The organism is Salinimicrobium sp. TH3 (genome assembly GCF_026676115.1).
In the GTDB taxonomy this organism is placed as follows: Bacteria; Bacteroidota; Bacteroidia; order Flavobacteriales; family Flavobacteriaceae; genus Salinimicrobium.
Genome location: NZ_JAPONB010000001.1, coordinates 623,736 through 643,003, shown reverse-complemented (window position 1 = coordinate 643,003; position 19,268 = coordinate 623,736). Strand labels below are relative to the sequence as shown.

The 19,268-nt window shown below is 43.6% G+C and carries 18 protein-coding genes; 5 read left to right on the top strand and 13 right to left on the bottom strand.

The window, feature by feature from the left end:
- Positions 1 to 163: 163 nt before the first annotated feature.
- From OU683_RS02765 to OU683_RS02750, 4 genes are read right to left on the bottom strand one after another with little or no spacing between them, the layout of a single operon-like run.
- On the bottom strand, positions 164 to 1,252 hold the full coding sequence (locus tag OU683_RS02765) for a bifunctional 3-deoxy-7-phosphoheptulonate synthase/chorismate mutase type II (RefSeq protein ID WP_268134896.1): 1,089 nt from the start codon (positions 1,250 to 1,252) through the stop codon (positions 164 to 166).
- A gap of 7 nt (positions 1,253 to 1,259) precedes the next feature.
- Positions 1,260 to 2,108 carry a prephenate dehydrogenase gene (locus tag OU683_RS02760; RefSeq protein WP_268134894.1) on the bottom strand — a complete coding sequence of 283 codons (849 nt, stop codon included), beginning with the start codon at positions 2,106 to 2,108 and terminating at the stop codon, positions 1,260 to 1,262.
- Positions 2,105 to 3,253, bottom strand: coding sequence for a pyridoxal phosphate-dependent aminotransferase (locus OU683_RS02755; protein ID WP_268134892.1), 1,149 nt, complete (start codon positions 3,251 to 3,253; stop codon positions 2,105 to 2,107). The genes OU683_RS02760 and OU683_RS02755 overlap by 4 nt, the downstream gene beginning before the upstream one ends.
- Positions 3,250 to 4,077, bottom strand: coding sequence for a prephenate dehydratase (locus OU683_RS02750; RefSeq protein ID WP_268134890.1), 828 nt, complete (start codon positions 4,075 to 4,077; stop codon positions 3,250 to 3,252). The genes OU683_RS02755 and OU683_RS02750 overlap by 4 nt, the downstream gene beginning before the upstream one ends.
- A gap of 302 nt (positions 4,078 to 4,379) precedes the next feature.
- Between OU683_RS02750 and gldA the strand changes: the two genes are divergently transcribed.
- A complete protein-coding gene (gene gldA / locus OU683_RS02745; RefSeq protein ID WP_268134888.1) occupies positions 4,380 to 5,279 on the top strand; it encodes a gliding motility-associated ABC transporter ATP-binding subunit GldA in 900 nt (299 codons plus the stop codon).
- A 123-nt stretch (positions 5,280 to 5,402) separates the two neighbouring features.
- Here the strand turns inward: gldA and OU683_RS02740 are convergent, their stop codons facing one another.
- The 6 genes from OU683_RS02740 to OU683_RS02715 are packed head-to-tail and all read right to left on the bottom strand — an operon-like array spanning position 5,403 to position 11,115.
- Entirely contained in the window at positions 5,403 to 6,173 is a 771-nt protein-coding gene (locus tag OU683_RS02740) for a head GIN domain-containing protein (protein ID WP_268134886.1), read from the bottom strand.
- Positions 6,170 to 7,261, bottom strand: coding sequence for an acyloxyacyl hydrolase (locus OU683_RS02735; RefSeq protein ID WP_268134884.1), 1,092 nt, complete (start codon positions 7,259 to 7,261; stop codon positions 6,170 to 6,172). Before OU683_RS02735 ends, OU683_RS02740 begins: the two co-directional genes overlap by 4 nt.
- Before the next feature lie 18 nt (positions 7,262 to 7,279).
- Positions 7,280 to 7,705: an OsmC family protein gene (locus tag OU683_RS02730; RefSeq protein ID WP_268134882.1), complete on the bottom strand. Its 426-nt coding sequence runs from the start codon at positions 7,703 to 7,705 to the stop codon at positions 7,280 to 7,282.
- Positions 7,702 to 8,778, bottom strand: coding sequence for a homoserine dehydrogenase family protein (locus OU683_RS02725; RefSeq protein WP_268134880.1), 1,077 nt, complete (start codon positions 8,776 to 8,778; stop codon positions 7,702 to 7,704). Before OU683_RS02725 ends, OU683_RS02730 begins: the two co-directional genes overlap by 4 nt.
- A complete protein-coding gene (locus OU683_RS02720; RefSeq protein ID WP_268134878.1) occupies positions 8,741 to 9,754 on the bottom strand; it encodes an alpha/beta fold hydrolase in 1,014 nt (337 codons plus the stop codon). Before OU683_RS02720 ends, OU683_RS02725 begins: the two co-directional genes overlap by 38 nt.
- A gap of 56 nt (positions 9,755 to 9,810) precedes the next feature.
- Entirely contained in the window at positions 9,811 to 11,115 is a 1,305-nt protein-coding gene (locus tag OU683_RS02715) for an O-acetylhomoserine aminocarboxypropyltransferase/cysteine synthase family protein (protein ID WP_268134876.1), read from the bottom strand.
- 1,163 nt (positions 11,116 to 12,278) lie between these two features.
- Here OU683_RS02715 and OU683_RS02710 point away from each other — a divergent pair.
- Positions 12,279 to 12,911: a hypothetical protein gene (locus OU683_RS02710; RefSeq protein ID WP_268134874.1), complete on the top strand. Its 633-nt coding sequence runs from the start codon at positions 12,279 to 12,281 to the stop codon at positions 12,909 to 12,911.
- A 376-nt stretch (positions 12,912 to 13,287) separates the two neighbouring features.
- Entirely contained in the window at positions 13,288 to 14,544 is a 1,257-nt protein-coding gene (gene metK / locus OU683_RS02705) for a methionine adenosyltransferase (RefSeq protein ID WP_268134872.1), read from the top strand.
- Between the two features lie 78 nt (positions 14,545 to 14,622).
- Here metK and OU683_RS02700 read toward each other — a convergent pair whose 3' ends face one another.
- The 3 genes from OU683_RS02700 to OU683_RS02690 all read right to left on the bottom strand — a co-directional run bounded on the left by OU683_RS02700 (position 14,623) and on the right by OU683_RS02690 (position 16,663).
- Entirely contained in the window at positions 14,623 to 15,234 is a 612-nt protein-coding gene (locus OU683_RS02700) for a phosphatase PAP2 family protein (RefSeq protein ID WP_268134870.1), read from the bottom strand.
- A 29-nt stretch (positions 15,235 to 15,263) separates the two neighbouring features.
- Positions 15,264 to 16,160, bottom strand: a complete 897-nt coding sequence (locus OU683_RS02695; RefSeq protein ID WP_268134868.1) for an SDR family oxidoreductase — start codon at positions 16,158 to 16,160, stop codon at positions 15,264 to 15,266.
- A gap of 122 nt (positions 16,161 to 16,282) precedes the next feature.
- On the bottom strand, positions 16,283 to 16,663 hold the full coding sequence (locus OU683_RS02690) for a PH domain-containing protein (RefSeq protein ID WP_268134866.1): 381 nt from the start codon (positions 16,661 to 16,663) through the stop codon (positions 16,283 to 16,285).
- Positions 16,664 to 16,791: 128 nt separating this feature from the next.
- Here OU683_RS02690 and OU683_RS02685 point away from each other — a divergent pair, with 128 nt between their 5' ends.
- Together OU683_RS02685 and OU683_RS02680 are read left to right on the top strand one after the other, a co-directional pair.
- Positions 16,792 to 18,156 (top strand): acyl-CoA dehydrogenase family protein, encoded by a 1,365-nt coding sequence (locus OU683_RS02685; protein WP_268134864.1) that lies wholly within the window; start codon positions 16,792 to 16,794, stop codon positions 18,154 to 18,156.
- A 159-nt stretch (positions 18,157 to 18,315) separates the two neighbouring features.
- Positions 18,316 to 19,236: a 2-hydroxyacid dehydrogenase gene (locus OU683_RS02680; protein ID WP_268134862.1), complete on the top strand. Its 921-nt coding sequence runs from the start codon at positions 18,316 to 18,318 to the stop codon at positions 19,234 to 19,236.
- Positions 19,237 to 19,268: the final 32 nt, after the last annotated feature.

The window sequence follows — 19,268 nt, the reverse complement described above, 5'->3', positions numbered from 1 at the left end:
AATTATTTTAGGTTTTGAAAACTTTCCGCAATGGAAAAAGAAAGCACTCAAAACCATGTATTCTGTGCTTTTAACTAGATAGGCAAAATTACATTATAAATTTTCATTACCTATTATTTTACCGCATTGCAGCATCTGTACCTGAAAAAATAAACACAGGAATTTACTGCATAGATCTCATGATCTTCTCCTGGTGGTCGATTGATTCCTGGTGAATTGCCTTGAAGATTCTCATGATAAATTCTTCACTCAATCCATTTTGCTGCCCTTCTGCGGTCATTTTTTCCAGAATTTCACTCCATCGCTGATTCTGAAGTACCGCTACGTTTTGAGATTTTTTAGCTTTCCCTATTTCATCCGATATTTTCATTCTTCTCGATAAAACGTCCAGTAACTGAGTATCGGCAATATCTATCATCGCTCTCAAACTTTGAAGTTTCGATTTAAATTCCTCACTTTCAGAAATCACTTTCCTTATCCTCAAATCTTCCATAAACTGCACCAGTGTGGCCGGCGTAATTTGTTGGGCTGCGTCACTCCATGCGTTATCGGGGTCGTGGTGCGTCTCTACCATGAGTCCGTCATAGTTAAGGTCCAGGGCCGTTTGGCAAAGATCAAAGATCGACGTCCTGTTTCCTGCAATGTGTGATGGATCAAGGATCAACGGCAAATCGGGAAATTTTGTCTGTAGATCAATAGGAATCTGCCATTCAGGATTATTCCTGTACCTGGTCTTTTCGTAAGTGGAGAATCCGCGGTGGATCACCCCAAGATTTTTGATGTCACTGGTGTAAAACCTCTCCACCGCTCCCAGCCAAAGGGAAAGATCGGGGTTCACAGGATTTTTCACCAGCACCACCTTATCTGTTCCTTTAAGAGCATCGGCTATCTCCTGAATAATGAAAGGGGAAACCGTAGTTCGGGCGCCTATCCACAGGATATCAATATCATGTTTGAGGGCAAGATCCACGTGGTTTGGGTTCGCTACTTCAGTCGTAGTAAGCATTCCCGTCTCTTCCTTGGCCTTTTGAAGCCATTTTAGCCCAAGCGCACCCACACCTTCAAAATTTCCCGGGCGGGTTCTCGGTTTCCATATCCCAGCCCTAAGAACTGTGGCATCGGTGTCTTTTAACTGGTGTGCTATTTTGAGTACCTGCTCCTCAGTTTCTGCACTGCAGGGGCCGGCAATTACAAGAGGATGATCCAGTCCAAAATTGTCCAGCCAGGTTCTCAGTTCTTTTTTATTTTCCATTTTATGATCAGTTTATTCCGTTTAAAATTGTTTTAATATGATTCGTTCTTTCCATCTCCAGAAAAACCTCCTCAAAATCATCATTTTCGATAAGGTTTTTGAATTTGGTAAGATTGCTAATGTATTCATCCAGCGTCTCCAGGATGTTGCCTTTGTTCTGCTGAAAAATTGGAGTCCACATGGCGGGGGAACTTTTTGCCAGCCGCACTGTGGATGCGAATCCACTTCCTGCCAGGTCAAAAATGTCTTTCTCGTTCTGCTCTTTTTCAAGTACGGTTTTTCCCAACATAAAAGAGCTGATGTGTGACAGGTGAGAAACATAGGCGATATGCCTGTCATGGGATTTTGGATCCATATACCTAATGCGCATTCCCAGCTTCTGAAAAATTTCCAGTGCTCTTTCCTGAAGTTTAAAGGCTGTCTTTTCCACTTCACAAATAATGTTGGTCTTGTTTCTAAAGAGGTCTTCTACAGCGGCTGAAGGTCCTGAAAATTCAGTACCCGCAATAGGATGAGCTGCAAGAAAATTCCGCCGGTTAGGATGTGTTGCTATAGTTTCACACAGGCCTGCCTTTGTCGAACCTGCATCAAAAACAAGGGTATTTACACCTACTTTATCCAGCACCTCAATGGCTACTTTTTTTGCCGCATCAACAGGAACGGCTATTATCACGACATCTGCCTCCTTTATTTCCCCAAATTCCGCAGCATCGTCAATAAGTTTTAACTCAGCAGCCTTGTGGAGGTGAGCTTCACTTGCATCAATCCCCAGAATTTCAACATCGGGAAATGCCTTTCTTATTCCAAGAGCAAACGAGCCGCCTATTAAACCTAAACCTATTATATTAACCTTCATGCTGATAATCTTTTACAGGCTTTAATAATAGTTTCTTCAGGCGAACAGAGGGAAAATCTTATATATCCTTCTCCCTGACTGCCAAAAATAAAACCCGGGGCCACAAAAATATGATACTGCTTTAAAAGATGGTCCACAAAAGCTTCCGAAGTAATACCTTGTGGTACCCGGCACCATAAAAACATTCCCGTTTGATCCCGGGTAAAACTACAGTCAAGGGCCTCTGCCAGTATACTAATCTTTTCCTTCCGGCGCAGGTAGATCTTATTCTGCTCCCTAAACCAGTCTGGCGGAAGTCTCATTGCCATTGCCGCACCCGCCTGTAGCGGAAAAAACATTCCGCTGTCCATGTTGGTCTTCACTTTCAGGACAGAATTGATGTGCTTCTCACTTCCGCAAAGCATACCTATACGCCAGCCAGACATATTGAAGCTCTTACTTAAAGAATTCAGCTCCAGCACGCCGTCTGTATCATCGGCATACTTCAGAATACTTTCCGGCTCCTCATTTAAAATAAAGCTGTACGGGTTGTCATTGACGATTAGAATGTGATGCTTTTTTCCGAAGGCAATAAGCTGTTCGAAAATTGCCTTTTTTGCCACCGCACCGGTAGGCATGTTAGGATAATTCACCCACATCAATTTCACCCTGCTCAAATCCCGCTTTTCCAGTTGCTCAAAATCTGGCAGCCACCCTGTTTCTTCACTAAGATCATAAAACACTGTACTGGCCCCTACTAAACGACTAACAGCAGCATAAGTGGGATAGCCGGGATTTGGTACCAGCACCTCATCTCCTTCATTTAAAAATGCCATCGAAATATGCGTGATTCCCTCCTTGCTGCCCATAAGGGGAAGGATCTCGGTTTCAGAGTTTAATGCAACGCCATAGAAGTTTTGGTAGAATTCTGCTATTGCCTTTCTAAAATCATTTGTTCCGCGATAGGGCTGATACTGGTGAGCATCGGGGTTGAGCAAGGCCTGGTGCAGTGCCGTCATCACCTGTGGAGGTGGTGCAAGGTCCGGGCTTCCCACTCCCAAATTAATAATAGGCTTCCCGGAATCCTGTAAAGCCCTCACTTCCTTCAATTTTGTTGAGAAGTAGTATTCCTCAACATGATTTAATCTGCTGGCTTGTGCTATCATAATAACCCGTTTTTATAAATCCCCAATACTTTTAATTCTTCAGTTAATCCTGAAAGGATCTCCAATACCTTTTGAAATTCCTCTTCATCCTGAAACAGCACATCTATAAAAAATGCATATTTCCAGGGGATATCAACCACCGGAACACTTTGTATCTTGGTCATATCAAGATCAAAATCCCGTAAAATATTTAATACACTTACCAGGCTTCCTCTTTTATTCTCAAGCACGAATTTTAAAGAAGCCTTATCTACGCCGGTGACCACAGGGGCCGCATTTTTGGAGGAAAGCACAAGGAATCGTGTGGAATTACTTTTCATAGTCTGGATTCCTTCATTAAGGATCTCCAGTCCATAAATTCTGGCCGCTGCTTTGCTTGCCACAGCCGCGACTCCCTTCAACTTGTGTTCGCTTATCCTTTTCGCAACATCTGCAGTATCGGTATCTTCAATAAGTTCTATATGTGGGTATTCTTTGAAGAAAGCCTGGCACTGCAACAGGGCCATTGGGTGAGAACAAACTTTTTTTATTTCTGATATCTTCTGGCCCGGAAGCACCATAAGGTTCATGAAAATGGGAATATAATGCTCCCCTTTTATTTGAAGATTGTTCTCATCAATAAGGGCATAATTAGGCAGAATAGTTCCCGCTGTAGAATTTTCAATTGCCATAACAGCACTTATAGCCCGGTTATTTAGCAAACTGTCAACTACCTCCCTAAAGGACTGGCATTCATCCACGGGCACTTCCTCCCCAAAATATTCCAGGGCCACCTGGTGGTGAAAAGATCCTTTTATTCCCTGTATGGCTATTTTTTCTTCCATTTTACGGCAAAAAAAAATCCCGATGCTTACATCGGGATTTTGGTTATAACTATTGATCTAATTATACGGCACTCCCGATCCTATCTCTTGAATAGAAATAAAAATAATACCAGGCGTTCCAGATAAATAAATTGCTCATTCTCATCTTTGTGAAAAGCTAATGTAGTACATATTTTCAGAAAACGATATTTTTTTTGTGATAATTCACGAGAACGATTTAGTAAAATTCCTTTGCTCCGGACTTCTCCTTCTAAAATTTCCTTCTTTTGAAAAAGTTGATTTACTTTTGAAAAAAAGCTGCTATGTCCATACAGGTAAATAAGATCTCAAAATATTACGGGGAGCAAAAGGCCCTTGACGAGGTTTCCTTTTCTATTCAAAAAGGGGAAATTGTAGGCTTTCTCGGCCCCAACGGTGCGGGAAAATCAACCCTAATGAAGATCCTTACAGGCTATTTGCAGCCATCTTCGGGAGAAGCTACTGTTAACGGTCATCTCCTTACAGAAGAAATGCTGGATGCACAAAGAAGCACAGGGTATTTACCAGAACATAATTCCCTTTATACAGAAATGTACGTGCGGGAATACCTCGAGTTCAATGCGCTCATTTATAAGGTGCCAAAAAGCCGAATTGAAGAAGTCATTGTTCAAACCGGGCTGTTGCCCGAAGCCAATAAAAAGATCGAACAACTCTCCAAAGGTTTTAGGCAGCGGGTAGGTCTTGCGAACGCCCTCTTACACGACCCCGAAGTTTTGATCCTGGATGAACCTACCACAGGATTGGACCCCAACCAATTGGTCGAAATAAGAGAATTAATCAAACAAACCGGAAAAGAAAAAACCATTTTTCTCTCCACCCACGTCATGCGTGAAGTGGAGGCGTTATGCGAACGGGTGATTATTATCAACAAAGGAAAAATTGTAGCCGATAAAAGTCTTGCAGAACTACGCGACGAACAGGTGCAGATCATCGAAGTAGAATTTGACTACCGTATTGAAGAAGTTGCCCTGCAGCAACTTCCACATTTGATGCACACCAGGAATACCGGAGGTTTTGTATATGAACTTACTTTCGAGACCCAAAAAGACATGCGCCCTACAGTGTTTGACTTCGCCCACGATAACGGATTAAAAACCCTACAGTTAAACCGAAAGAATAAGAACCTGGAGAATTTATTTTCAGAATTAACGCTGAAGAAATAGTCAACCCTTTCAGGGTTCCAAACCCTGAAAGGGTTATTGGTTAAAATCCCCGGCACGGATTGCAGATCCGCGCCAACAATGAAAAGATGGCGCGGATCTGTGATCCGTGCCGAAACTTCCTTTTTACTCAAAGATCAATTTCCCGGTATAGAACGTCTCCACCTGCACTACGGGCGGGCGGTTTACAGAGATCACATCACCGGTACTTCTTATCTCCCCCTTCAACACCTGCTGCGGATTCACAAGCAACTTATTCGTTCCACGGTGCTGTATCTCTACTGTCCCTGCGATCATTTCCTGTGCTTCCACCCTGCCGTCACCATTGGCGATATAGAGATTCAAATAATCTGTCTCCCCGCGAAGAAAGAAATTGGAAAAATCATCCCCAGTCACCCGCACAAGATTTGAAACAAGGTGCAAGTCAAAATCCCCTACGGTATACACTCCTTTTGCGCGTTCCTGGTTAAGACTGCGAAGCCAGATTTCAGGAAAATGTAATTCCCCCACACTTCGTATAACTTGGTTTCCTGAGTTTTGCAGCCACTCCAGATTAGGGACGGTAACGTAGATACTGGTAAGACCATAATCCCGCAAAAAATTACATCCGTTGGAATTTCGAAGTATGAGTCTGCCGTCCACTACTTCAGCAGAGATCTCCTTCATTAGGTTCTCCCCTGTTTCTACAACAACCTTATGTTCTGTCCCCTGCTCTATGTACAGGTTGATATCCTCATAAACAAGGAGCTCGTGAAAAGTTTTCACCCGAATTTCTTTTGTAATCTTTTTCCCGGCAGTTTGGAAACAATCGGGTGTGTCTTCTGTATCACAGCTCACCAGAGACAGGAGTGCCAAAAAGGGCAAAACCGGCAGATATTTTTTCAGCAGCTGTTTCATAGGCGATATCCTATTGAAAATTCAACTGCCTCAGCATTTGCACCATGGGAGCGGACGGTTACAGATCCAAAAAGGTCATTCCATATCTCTCTTTGCAAACCTACCCTATTGTAAATTCTATCCACATATTTGTCGTAGGGATAGTAAACATAATATCCCAAATGCGTAATGAGGCTAAGCTTCCTAAAAGTCAGCTGATGTCCCGCAAAGATCCCTACCCGTTTCGCGTCTTCATCTCCGGCAGAACCATCCAAAGGAAAGGCAACAGAATGGAAATAGATATATTCCTCCATGGCCCTTGAAAGGAACAGTTCTGTACCTGCCTGCAGGGTGCTTTTATGGTTCAGGGACTTATCTGCATAGGCCGACAAAGTTAAAAAAGGATAGGATTCAGATCCTATGACTCCGGGAGTATTTACTCCGCTGCGCAATACCAGGTTGTATCCTACAGGTGCCGAAAATGGCACTTTTGGATCTTTAGGAATAAATTCTCTTTGGGAGCCATGGTTAAAGTCATAGTTGAGCCCGGCGTTCCAGGCCAGCGTGTTGGTTGAGCTGTTGGGGGACTTAAAATCGGCATTGGAATAGTGAATAAGGGCGAGGCCGGTTTGAAAGCCGAGACCGCCAATGAGGTTTTCGAACTGCAGATTTCCGGTGAAGATCGTGGAACTGAGGATGCGGGAGCCGTAGGCATTGTTTCGGTAATTATCATCCGGGTGATAAGGATTCGTAGTCACTGCCAGGCCTTGTCCAACCTTCAGCAAAAGGTGTCGCTTCAGAAAATAGAATCCGAGGTGCGCATAGGCTCCAAAATTCTCTCCCAAATGTTCATTTTTGAGATCCTGATAAGAAAGTGAAAATCCTACATTAGGATAATTATACCGCCGCTCCCAGGCCTGATCTCCATAGGTTTTCCGGTTGAAATGCAAGAGCAATCCATAAGGATGATCAGTGATCAAATGTGAAATATTCGGGTTGTGCTCCCAGATGTTGCCGTAGAAATAATTTGCCTCTATAGAATAATGCTTCTCCTGCGAAAAAGCAGTCTGGCCAAGGCAAATTAAAAAAAGGAGCAGCAGTTTTCGCATGGGGGACCGGCGCCGGAATTATTTCTTTACAGGCGAACCGTTAAGGATGACTTCTGTAGTGATCTCTGCAGTTTTCTCCAACATTTTTGCAACTGAACAGTACTTTTCCAGGGAAAGATCTACTGCTCTTTTTGCTTTATTTTCAGGAATTTCCCCGTCAATAGTTATCTTTAGGTGAATTCTGGTGAAAACATTGGGAACAGCACCGTCAACTCTAAAACCTTCCACATCCATCTCCAGATTAGTCATCTCAAGTTGTTGTTTTTTCAGGATCATTACGATATCGATCCCACTGCAACCAGCAATTCCCATAAGTAGCAATTCCATTGGGCTTGCTCCCTGCGAATTCGGTTCACTCTTGTTATCGAGATGAATTACATTGCCGCGTTCATTAACTGTTTCAAAATGGTAATTGTCGTTGAGCCTTTTTAGATGGATCTTCATGAGGGTAATTTTTCGGCTAATTTAATTAAATCTGTAAGAACTCCACGTGCCGTCACTGCAGCTCCTGCTCCCGCGCCTTTAATGACCAAAGGATGCTCGCCATAAGATTCTGTAAATATTTCAAAGGAAGAATCGGCATTTTTAAGGCTGCCAAGGGCAGAAGTTCTGTTTTCTGTCACCAGTTTCACATCCAGAATACCGCTTTGAAGATCCAGCTCGCCAACATGCCGAATTACCTCATCACGTTTTAGATCTTTTTTTAACTTCGAAAAAACCGGGTCCAGATCCTTCTTTTTCTTTTGAAAATTCTTGAGGGTAGATTGCCCGTTGAGATGAACCGGCACCAGGTCCTGAATGCTTATCTCCTCAAACTCTTTTTGTAACCCCAGTTCCCTGCCAAGGATCAACAGCTTACGGGCAACATCTTTACCGGATAGGTCTACCCGTGGATCGGGTTCTGTGAAACCTTTGTCGGCCGCTTCGGTAAGCACTTCCGAAAATGCCTTTTCCTCCTCGCAGTAGGTATTGAAGATATAGCTAAGAGAACCTGAAAATACTCCCCTCACCTTTGTCACCCGCTCATTGGCACGATAAAAATTCCGAAGGGTCTCAATAACAGGCAATCCAGCACCCACGTTTGTCTCATAGAGAAAATGCTTGTTGTGCTCCTGCAACGTTTCCCGTAATTGAGTATAGGATTGAGACGAAAGGGTATTGGCTACCTTATTGGCGGCAACGATGTGAAAACCGCCACGAATAAGATCAAGATAATTATCCACAAATTCCTCACTGGCCGTAGCATCTACAGCAATAAGATTCCCGTACTGCTGTTTTTGCACATAATCCAGAATATCCTCCAGCTTATAAGGAAAACCGAAATTCTTAAGATCGGCTTCCCAGGAAGACTGCTGATTCTCCTTTTGGAAAAAAGCTGTTGTAGAATTAGCGATGACGGGCAGGTTGATCTCAAGGCCTTCTTTTTGCTGAAGTGATTCCCGGGCCTGCAAAATTTGATTTACAAGGATACTTCCTACGTTACCGGTTCCAAAGAGAACTATATTTATTTTCTTCATTTTGTGTTTTATTTTGATTAAAAATGGATTCTAAAATTTGTGATAACTGCTCGTATTCAATAAGAAAAGCATCATGGCCATGTATGGATTTGATCTCGTGGTAACTCACATTTTCCTTTACTTCGGAAAGTTCACCATAGGTTCCCCTTATTTCCTCCGGAAGAAAAAACAGATCGCTATCGATCCCCACCAAATGTATATTCCCGCTGATCTTTTTGGCAGCTGCTGAAGGTTCCCCGTTCCCTCCCGAAACATCTATGGTAGTAAGCAAATGGTTCATTAGTTTATAGGCTGCCAGATCAAATCTGTTCTCCAGTTTACGCCCGTGATAGCTTAGCCAGTTCGCCACTTCAAACTGGAAATTGAGTTCATTCTTTTTCCTGCGGAATTTTGCTGAAAAGGAAGCCGGAGTACGATAAAAAGTCATCGCGTGCATGCGGGCATCGTGAATGGGATCTACCGAATTGTTGAGGATCTGGTCCTGTACCTTGCACTGCCCCAGCACCCAGTCGGTGGCCTTAAGATCGGTCGCAATTGGAATTAGGTTTTGTATGAGGTTTGGCTTTAGCACTGCCAGATGCCAGGCAAGAGCTCCCCCGATTGACCCACCTATAGCTGCAAAAAGACTATCAATCTTCAGCTTCTCAAGAACAGTGGAAAAGATCCTGGCGACATCATGTACTGTAAATTCTGTGTAATTGTGCAACAGATGCTCCCTATTCCCACTTGCACCATTGCCGGGAACGTTGATCCCCAGGACGCAAAACCTGTTGGTGTCGATACATTTTTGGGGGCCAACAAGTTCCTTCCACCAGCCTTTCTCACCGGTAACATCGGCATCCCCGGTAAGAGAATGGTTTACCAGCACCACAGGTGCGGTTCCCGCTTCCCTCCCAAAAAAGCGAAAGAACACATGGATTTTCTGAAGGCTTCCGGCGGAATTCTCAAAGTCGGGAAGTATGATTTCCTGTAACATAAATTATTATTTTACCGGAACAGCAGACAATATTTCAGCTATTCCGGATTGGGTTCTTATGCTGTTTTAACTGCTTTCTTATTGGAAATTTGCGCCAGGGCCTGTTCCAGGTCTGCTTTAAGATCTTCCAGGTCTTCCAAACCAACAGAAAGTCTTACCAGGTCCTTTGTTACTCCGGTTGATTCCTGCTGCTGGTCATTTAGCTGCTGATGGGTAGTGCTGGCGGGGTGAATGATCAAAGATTTAGTATCCCCAATATTGGCAAGCAAAGAGAAAAGTTTTGTTTCGTCCACTAACACTTTTGCAGCTTCATAGCCGCCTTTCACTCCAAAAGTCACCACTCCGCTTTGCCCTTTTGGAAGATATTTTTGTGCCAGTTCATAATAAGCACTGCTCTCCAGCCCGGGATAGTTCACCCAGCTCACCTCTTCTTTTTGCTCCAGCCATTTTGCCAGGGCTAATGCATTTTCGCTGTGCTTTTTGATCCTTACCTCCAGAGTCTCCAGCCCCTGAATAATCTGAAAAGCATTGAACGGGCTTAGGGCAGCTCCCAGATCTCTTAAGCCTTCGATTCTTACTTTGGCTATAAAGGCTGCTTCTTTTAAAGCATCATGATAAACGAGTCCGTGGTAACCAGGAGACGGCTCGGTGAATTCCGGAAATTTGCCATTGGCCCAATCAAATCTTTCCGCGTCGATAATGACACCGCCGAGAGAAGTACCATTGCCGGCGATGTATTTTGTGAGGGAGTGGATCACCAGGTCGGCACCATGATCTATAGGTTTGACCAAAGCAGAAGTTGCTACTGTATTATCCACTATAAATGGCACTTTATGTTTCTTAGCCACTTTGGAAATCGCCTGCAGGTCCAGCACATCGAGCTTTGGGTTTCCAAGTGACTCAACAAAGACCGCACGTGTATTCTCTTTTACAGCATCAGAGAAATTTTTAGGATCTGTAGGATCTACAAAAGTGGTCGTGATGCCGAGCCTGGGTAAAGTAACGCCCAGTAGATTGTAAGTTCCGCCGTAAAGACTGCTGGAAGCGACGATATGATCTCCGGTTTTTAGCAGGGTGAGCAGCGTTGTGCTTATGGCCGCCGTTCCAGATGCTGTTACTACAGCAGCGATCCCGCCTTCCAGTGCTGCCAATCGCTGTTCCAGCACATCATTTGTCGGGTTGTTGAGTCGGGTGTAGATGAATCCGGGTTCTGCAAGAGAAAACAGGTTCGCCGCGTGATCTGAATTTTTGAAGACGTAAGAAGTTGTTTGGTAAATGGGAACTGCCCGGGTCCCGCCGTTTGCTGCTACGTCATGCCCCGCGTGAAGGGCGTTGGTCGAGAAATTGTTTGTTGTACTCATCTTTTCAAGGTTTAAGGTTTAAGGTTTAATTGTTTGTTGTTTCGGGCTTATGGTTACGGTTCTCAGTTCTCGGTTGTCGGTTGTCGGTTGTCGGCTGTCATCTCGACAGAGCATTTTCTTTCGGAGAAAGGAGATGCGACGAGAGATCTCATCCTGTTTTGTACTTCTACCATATTGCCTTTGTTTCTTGTCTAGTTTTAAATGTTTCCCTGTGCGGGTTGCGTGTTGCGTGTTAAAAAATTGTTCCGATTTCACAACTATTTTCAAAGTCTTCACTCTTTTCCCGAATTATTATTTGGTGCTTGATGCTTTTAATTTTTTGTTCTTGGTTAACGGTTATCAGTTGTCGGTTGTCTGATTTTTTATTGTCATCTCGACAGAGCATTTTCTTTCGGAGAAAGGAAATGCGCCGAGAGATCTCATCCGGGTTTCCTCTGTTGTTGTCTTTTACTCATTGGTGACTGATTATTGTTCATTGCTAATTGATAATTGTTGATTGTAAAAAAGGGTTGTCGTAAAAGAAAAAATCCCTTTGACTCGCTTGCCAAAGGGATTTTAGTAACTGAATATATAACTAACTTAGATCCTCATCTTTTGGCAATAGCGATTTCCTGCGCACATCATGCACATCATACAACACATCATCATTGCTGTTACCGGGTTAATTCTCATTTTTTCTGCTTTAGCTGTCATCAGCTTTAGTTTGTAAAGGGTCTTAAAAATGGCATTTTTGGCGCCTCTTGTTTTATACCTAAAAACAAAAAAGCCGCTGCGGTGGCAGCGGCTTTTTGCAAATTTATCTCCTCTGGATCATGCAATAGGACGCGCTGCGGACTTTCTCCACATCATGCACATCATATTACAAATTACCTGTTTCATTTCCTGTTTTGTATTAGGCAAAGTTAACGACAGAAAACTTTAAGGAACAAATAAACTTGAAAATAATTTGATTTTTTCAGGAAATTCAAATGTTTGCAGGGGATTTCTTTTAAATATTAACTTGAAGAACAACATTCTTCGTAAGAGTGTAGGAATTTGCGAATTCTCCTAATAAAAATTCGTGAATTGGCACTTAAAAAGTATTAAAAATTACCATTTAAACACTTGGTTGTTAGTAATTTATACATAATAACAATCCCCCCTAAACCTTAAAAATAACAGTTATGAAAAAAATTTTACTTCTATCGACTTTGATGATTTTTGGATTCACCCATATTTCCCATGGGCAATTGCAGGAAGGAAATTTTATGCTAGGGGCCGACATTGGAAGTGGTCTTAGCACTACTTCTACCAACGGACTCTTCGGAATTAACATTGGGTTAAATGAAGATTCGGGATACAACATCGGGATAAGTCCAAAGGCCGGATATTTCTTCACCGATACCTTTGTCGCAGGAGCAATTGTGAACCTGGGGTATAACAATTCTGAAGGACCCGATGATGAATCTGTCAATACCTTCGTGTATGGTGTCCAGGCCTTAGCAAGATTTTATGTGGCACCCTCAGACATCAATCTGGGCAATAAAATACCTACCGGTTATTTCTTTTTGGAAACTCATGCAGGTATTGCCGGTGTAAATGTGGAAGACGGTCCATCCACCAATGGTTTTGCCTTTGGATTTGGTCCGGGATATTCCCTGTTCCTCAACCAATACGTGGCTCTTGAGGCGAGCGTAAAATATAATGGTCTGGTGGGTGGAGGAAACACAGACTTCCAGCATTCTTTAGGTATTAACCTGGGGATACAGATTTTCCTGTCTCGTGCTGAGGCAGAAAATACTGCTGAAAAGTTCTAATATTCGGTCTTCAAATTTTAAAAAAGGCTTTTCACGGAATCTCCCCATGAAAAGCCTTTTTTTTCATAAAGGATATCCATTGTTGTAGTGCCTTGCGCTAAGGATAGAGCGGCTGTTGGAGCTCTCCCGCTGCCCGGAGGGAGCGGGAAGCGACCCGCGAAAGCCTGCCGGGACGGCCGGGAGGACGGGGCGGAGCGCCCAAACCATTCTAAAATTGAATATAGCATTCTCATTTAAATCAAATTCCATACATTTGCTGCTGAAAAATTACAGGGAAAAATTTGACTGATTGCAACCCTTAAAAATGCTAAAGCAGTGAAAACTCCTCTAGCGCTTCCACGTCAAATTTCTCCCGGAATAATAAAAACTACGAAGCATGCCATACTTATTTACTTCAGAAAGTGTATCTGAAGGCCACCCCGATAAAGTTGCAGACCAGATTAGTGATACCCTGTTAGATAATTTCCTTGCTTTTGATCCCGAATCTAAAGTTGCCTGTGAAACCCTCGTTACTACAGGGCAGGTGGTACTTGCCGGCGAGGTGAAAAGCGATACTTACCTCGATGTTCAAACCATTGCAAGAGAGGTGATCAACGACATTGGTTATACTAAGGGCGCGTATAAATTTAGCGGGGATTCCTGCGGGGTTATTTCCCTTATCCATGAACAGTCGCAGGACATCAACCAGGGCGTAGATCGCGGTAACAAGGAGGAACAAGGTGCAGGTGACCAGGGAATGATGTTTGGTTACGCGACCAAAGAAACTGAAAATTATATGCCCCTCGCGCTTGATATTTCTCACAAGATCCTTATCGAACTCGCAAAATTACGCCGGGAAAATGATGAGATCACTTACCTGCGCCCCGATTCCAAGAGCCAGGTCACAATTGAATACAGTGATGACAATGTACCGCAACGTATAGTTGCCATCGTAGTCTCTACACAGCATGACGAGTTTGACGAGAATGATAACCGCATGCTCGAAAAGATCAAAAAAGACATCCTTGAAATTCTTATTCCGCGGGTGCAGGCACAGCTGCCGGAATATGTTCAGAAATTATTCAATGATAAGATCAAATACCATATCAATCCTACCGGAAAGTTCGTCATTGGGGGACCTCATGGGGATACCGGGCTCACCGGAAGAAAAATTATTGTAGATACCTACGGCGGAAAAGGAGCTCACGGCGGGGGTGCATTTTCAGGAAAGGATCCAAGTAAAGTGGATCGCTCTGCTGCATATGCTGCACGACACATCGCCAAGAACCTTGTAGCTGCCGGTGTGGCCGACGAGGTCCTGGTGCAGGTATCTTACGCTATTGGAGTTGTGGAGCCTACGTCCATTCTCGTGGAAACTTACGGATCTAAGAAAGTTGATCTTTCTCAAGGGGAGATCGCGCAGAAGGTGCTCAAGATTTTTGACATGAGACCGTCGGCCATTGAAGAACGGTTGAGTCTTAGAAATCCTATTTACCGGGAGACTTCGGCGTACGGTCACTTCGGAAAAGAACCCCGTACCGAAAGAAAAGTATTCAAGAGTCCATACAATGGAGAAAAAACTTTGGAGGTAAAATTATTTACCTGGGAGGAACTTGATTATGTGGACAAAGTGAAAGAAGAGTTTGGAATATAACTTTTCAAAAACAGCAAAAAACGCTTCTCTTTCGGGAAGCGTTTTTTGTTTGATCAGGTTTTAACTGATACCCATCTTTCAAAACTTATAAATAAACCTCAGCAAAAATTCATCCTCGGAGCTCTTAAAGCTGAGCTGCATATGTTCCTGCTGATAAGGAGTGGTGAATAAAAAGCTACTTCCGATGCCTACCACTGCCCCTGCAAGAACATCATATCCATCATGACGTGTGGCATTTATGCGACTATAGCCGGTCCAGCCGGCAAGTAAATATCCCGGAATACTGTATTTAAAGCCATACCTCCTGTGGATAAAGGATGCTGCCTGAAATGTAATGGATGTATGTCCCGAGGGAAAGGCCTGCCCCCCATCATTGAAAGGCCTTCGCTTATTGATAGTATATTTTAATGCGCCTGTAATAGCAATATTAGTCGCAAAACTTTTGGTGAACTGCCAAAACCCCTTTTTGTCCTTCATTACTATAGTGCTAAGGGCAGCCGATGCAGGCAAAGCCAAAAGTATGATATCGCCGCTGGTTTCGACAGCTTCGCTGTTCGGCTCGATGAGTTGTGCCTGCAAAGTTGCAGGCATACTAAGTGTAAAGCTTAAAAACAGGATGAAAAAGATCCTGTAAAACCGGGAAAAGAAGACTTCCCCTTCAGTTGAACGGTCTGCGGTAAATCTGGACATTCCTTTAATTTGAAAAGTGCAAAAATAAACTAAATTGTTGGTCTTCCTCCCGTCACCTGGACGGTAGAGCCGATCATATAACTTGAACCTTCCGAGGCCAATAGTACAAAAGGCGCCGCAAATTCAGACGGTTGTCCCGGCCTGCCAAGGGGAGTATCTTTCCCGAAAGTTTCTACCTCATCCATGGGCATGGTAGACGGGATCAATGGCGTCCAAACCGGACCCGGAGCTACACAGTTTGCACGAATTCCTTTTGGTGCTAAAATTTGCCCGAGATTGGCTGTAAAGTTTTGAATAGCCCCTTTTGTGGCAGCATAGGCCAGCAGTTGCGGATGTGGCTTATATGCGTTGATAGAAGTAGTATTAATTATTGTACTCCCGGGTTTCATGTGAGGTTCGGCAGCTTTCACCAGGTAGAACATGGAATAGATATTGGTTTTAAAAGTCTTATCCCACTCATCGCTCGGAATGTCCTGTATCTTTTCTCTTGCCATTTGAAAGGCTGCATTATTAACAAGTATATCGATCTGCCCAAACTCATCTACAGCCTTTTGGACGATCTTGCTGCAATGCTCTTCTTCACTTACATCTCCTGGCACCAAAACTGCCTTTTTCCCAGCCTTTATTACCCATTTGGCAGTTTCTTTGGCATCATCGTGTTCTTCCAGGTAAGAAATCAGGACATTCGCTCCTTCTCTTGCAAAGGCTATGGCCACCGCGCGACCAATTCCGGAATCACCTCCTGTAATGATGGCATTCTTCCCTTCCAGCTTACCCGAGCCTTTATAAGATTCCTCGCCGTGATCGACTCTGGGATGCATTTTCTTTTCTTTACCCGGCGTAGCCTGCTGCCGTTCCTGATTTTCAAAAGGGGGTTGTGCTTCTTTCTTTTGTGGGTCCTTCATTTCTTTGTTGTCATCTTTCATAGCTCAAACTTTTTTTTGAAGAGGTTCCAAAAATGCCATTTTTGACACCTCAGGATTTCCCATTAATTTAAATAAAGTGAAGCCGACGAAGGAAAGAAAGCAACTAAAGTTTTGCTAAAAGTCTACCTTAAAACATGTTGTGCCAGGATTTTCTGCACTTCATACACGTTCACAGATTTATTAAACTTCCTGCTTATACTTGGTTGCTGTTCAGCCGAAATCCATATTTTCAATTCCGCATCAAGATCAAAAGTTCCTGCTGTTTCTACACTAAAGCGGGAAATACTTTTATAGCTTACCGAGAGATATTGTGTCTTGCTTCCGGTCAATCCCTGCTTATCCACCAAAATCAATCTTCTATTGGTGAAAATAAAGGTGTCTCTAAAAATTTTAAAACCTGCTTCAATAGTTTCAGATTCAAAAAGCAACTGCCCGTAATCATTCTGTAAGTTTTGATTGTCAACTGCACCGGCATTGCCCATTAATGATGAAAAAATTCCCATAAATATTGTTTTACAGGTAATTTATAACATTTTATTGGATCAACCGGCAGCACCTGGAGTTGTGGGTTTGAGAAAGCTTTAACAAGATGCTTCTTCTTTAATCCCTATTTTTAGAAAAACCTAAACCTATGGCCTTTTTCGGAAAAGTTAGAAACACCATCAATCTTTTAAAGAACATCGATCTTGATCAACTGGCGAAGATCAATAAACAGATCGATCTTTCGGAAGCTATGCAAACCCTTGGTCAGCTGGACGATAATCAACTTAAAGGGCTCATGAAAATGCTAAAGACCAAACGGCGCAAAGGTCAGCACGATCTTCCACCAATTGACGGGGATTTCTATAATCTTGACCTGAAATTGACCGAAGAACAGCGCGAACTGCAGTTAAGGGTGCGGAACTTTATGGAAGATGAAGTGCGGCCACTGGTCAACGATCACTGGAACCGTGCAAAATTCCCTCATGAGATCATCGATAAGTTTAAAAAACTCAATATTACAGGAGTGCCTTATGAAGGCTACGGCTGCCCTAATTTGCCATTTTTGATGGAAGGTATCATTGCGCAGGAGATCGCCAGGGTGGATGTTTCAATTTCCACCTTTTTTGGAGTCCATAGCGGGCTTGCAATGGGCTCTATTTATCTCTGCGGAAGCGAGGAACAAAAAGAAGAATGGCTTCCAAAAATGCAGCGCCTTGAGGCCATTGGGGCTTTTGGCCTCACCGAACCCAATGTGGGAAGCGGCGTTGCCGGCGGACTGGAAACTACCTGTAAGTTTGATGGCGAGCACTGGGTACTTAACGGACAGAAAAAATGGATTGGAAATGCCACTTTTGCCGATGTAATAGTGATATGGGCCAGGGATGAAGATTCCAATCAGGTAAAAGGTTTTTTAGTTAGAAAAGACAACCCCGGTTTTAAAGCTGAAAAAATGGAAGATAAGATGGCGCTGCGTATTGTACAAAACGCCCTTATCACCCTTACCGACTGCAAAATCGATGAGAAAGACAGGCTTCAAAAAGCGGAATCTTTTAAAGACACTGCAAAGGTACTGAGGATGACACGTGCCGGGGTAGCCTGGCAGGCCGTGGGCTGCGCCCGCGGGGCTTATGAAAGCGCATTGAAATACACCAAGAAAAGAGAACAATTTGGAAGGCCTATAGCTTCGTACCAATTGATCCAAAACCACCTGGTGGAGATGATCGCCAATCTCACCTCGATGCAAACGCTCTGTTTCAGGTTATCTGAACTACAGGATCAGGACCTGCTAAAAGATGAACATGCCTCCCTGGCAAAAGTCTATACGAGCATGAGGATGCGCGATGTTGTGAGCAGGGCTAGGGAAGTCATGGGCGGCAATGGAATTCTGCTGGAATACGACGTAGCACGATTTGTCGCAGATGCCGAAGCTATCTATAGTTACGAAGGAACCAAGGAGATCAACTCCCTTATTGTAGGAAGAGCGATCACGGGGTATAGTGCGTTTGTGAGTTAGAGGCTAGACCGCTCCGCTGCTAGAACCAAGAGCCAAGACGGAGTTGACAGTGGTAAGTGGTCAGTGGTCAGTGGTCATAAAATTATAGGAAAAGCAAATAAAAAATTCCAGGTTCTAGTTTCCAGCATCTAGTTTTTTAACCAGAAAATTAACTAACAAATGTCATTCCTTATCATCACTTCCCATAAAGATTCAAAACCCTGGGTGGAAGCTTTGAAAGAAAAAGCACCCGATCTTGATCTGGAGGTGTATCCCGAAGTTAGAGACCCTAAAAAGGTGGAATTTGCCCTGTCCTGGAAACATCCCCACGGAGCTTTTCGGGATTATCCAAATTTAAAAGTGATCGCGTCCATGGGAGCAGGAATAGATCATATCATAGGTGATAAGGAGATTCCGCAACACATTCGTATTACCCGTCTGGTAGATGAGCAGCTTACGAAAGATATGAGTGTCTTTGTCCTTTCTTTGGTTCTTGAACACCTGCGCAATCTCGCAGAACATCATTGCAGCAAGGAATGGAATCCCACCTCCTATTTACGACCCGAAGAAGTACAGGTAGGGATTATGGGCATGGGTGTTTTAGGTGTAGGGGTAGCCGAAAAACTTATTCAGAACAAATTCAATGTCACCGGCTGGTCCCGCACTAATAAAGAGATCCTGGGAGTGACCAAATATCACGGGGATGACCAGTTGCAGGATTTCCTGAAAGACAGCAGGGTGCTGGTGAATTTACTGCCTCTTACTTCCGAGACAAGAAACATATTAAATAAACACCTTTTTGAGAAGCTACCTAAGGGGGCGTATGTGATCAACGTGGCTCGGGGGGAGCATCTTGTAGAAGATGACCTGCTGGAAATGATTAACAATGGCCACCTTTCGGGCGCTGCATTGGATGTTTTCAGGAAAGAACCTTTGCCAGAAGGACATCCATTTTGGAACAATAAAAAGATCAGGATTTCCCCGCATATCGCCAGTACCACCAATATAGAGTCCGTAACTCCACAGATCCTGAAGAATTTTCGCTTAATGCAGGAAGGGAAAAACCTGGAGAATGAAGTAGACAGGAAGAAGGAGTACTAGTATTTAGTGATCAGTGGCAGTGGTCAATGGTC

Excerpts from the sequence above, each read along its gene's own strand:
- metK (WP_268134872.1), top strand. The coding sequence starts at position 13,288 with ATGCCATACTTATTTACTTCAGAAAGTGTATCTGAAGGCCACCCCGAT.
- OU683_RS02720 (WP_268134878.1), bottom strand. The coding sequence starts at position 9,754 with ATGTTACAGGAAATCATACTTCCCGACTTTGAGAATTCCGCCGGAAGC.
- gldA (WP_268134888.1), top strand. The coding sequence starts at position 4,380 with ATGTCCATACAGGTAAATAAGATCTCAAAATATTACGGGGAGCAAAAG.
- OU683_RS02710 (WP_268134874.1), top strand. The coding sequence starts at position 12,279 with ATGAAAAAAATTTTACTTCTATCGACTTTGATGATTTTTGGATTCACC.
- OU683_RS02680 (WP_268134862.1), top strand. The coding sequence starts at position 18,316 with ATGTCATTCCTTATCATCACTTCCCATAAAGATTCAAAACCCTGGGTG.
- OU683_RS02765 (WP_268134896.1), bottom strand. The coding sequence starts at position 1,252 with ATGGAAAATAAAAAAGAACTGAGAACCTGGCTGGACAATTTTGGACTG.
- OU683_RS02730 (WP_268134882.1), bottom strand. The coding sequence starts at position 7,705 with ATGAAGATCCATCTAAAAAGGCTCAACGACAATTACCATTTTGAAACA.
- OU683_RS02715 (WP_268134876.1), bottom strand. The coding sequence starts at position 11,115 with ATGAGTACAACAAACAATTTCTCGACCAACGCCCTTCACGCGGGGCAT.
- OU683_RS02740 (WP_268134886.1), bottom strand. The coding sequence starts at position 6,173 with ATGAAACAGCTGCTGAAAAAATATCTGCCGGTTTTGCCCTTTTTGGCA.
- OU683_RS02755 (WP_268134892.1), bottom strand. The coding sequence starts at position 3,253 with ATGATAGCACAAGCCAGCAGATTAAATCATGTTGAGGAATACTACTTC.
- OU683_RS02750 (WP_268134890.1), bottom strand. The coding sequence starts at position 4,077 with ATGGAAGAAAAAATAGCCATACAGGGAATAAAAGGATCTTTTCACCAC.
- OU683_RS02690 (WP_268134866.1), bottom strand. The coding sequence starts at position 16,663 with ATGGGAATTTTTTCATCATTAATGGGCAATGCCGGTGCAGTTGACAAT.
- OU683_RS02735 (WP_268134884.1), bottom strand. The coding sequence starts at position 7,261 with ATGCGAAAACTGCTGCTCCTTTTTTTAATTTGCCTTGGCCAGACTGCT.
- OU683_RS02725 (WP_268134880.1), bottom strand. The coding sequence starts at position 8,778 with ATGAAGAAAATAAATATAGTTCTCTTTGGAACCGGTAACGTAGGAAGT.
- OU683_RS02695 (WP_268134868.1), bottom strand. The coding sequence starts at position 16,160 with ATGAAAGATGACAACAAAGAAATGAAGGACCCACAAAAGAAAGAAGCA.
- OU683_RS02685 (WP_268134864.1), top strand. The coding sequence starts at position 16,792 with ATGGCCTTTTTCGGAAAAGTTAGAAACACCATCAATCTTTTAAAGAAC.
- OU683_RS02760 (WP_268134894.1), bottom strand. The coding sequence starts at position 2,108 with ATGAAGGTTAATATAATAGGTTTAGGTTTAATAGGCGGCTCGTTTGCT.
- OU683_RS02700 (WP_268134870.1), bottom strand. The coding sequence starts at position 15,234 with ATGTCCAGATTTACCGCAGACCGTTCAACTGAAGGGGAAGTCTTCTTT.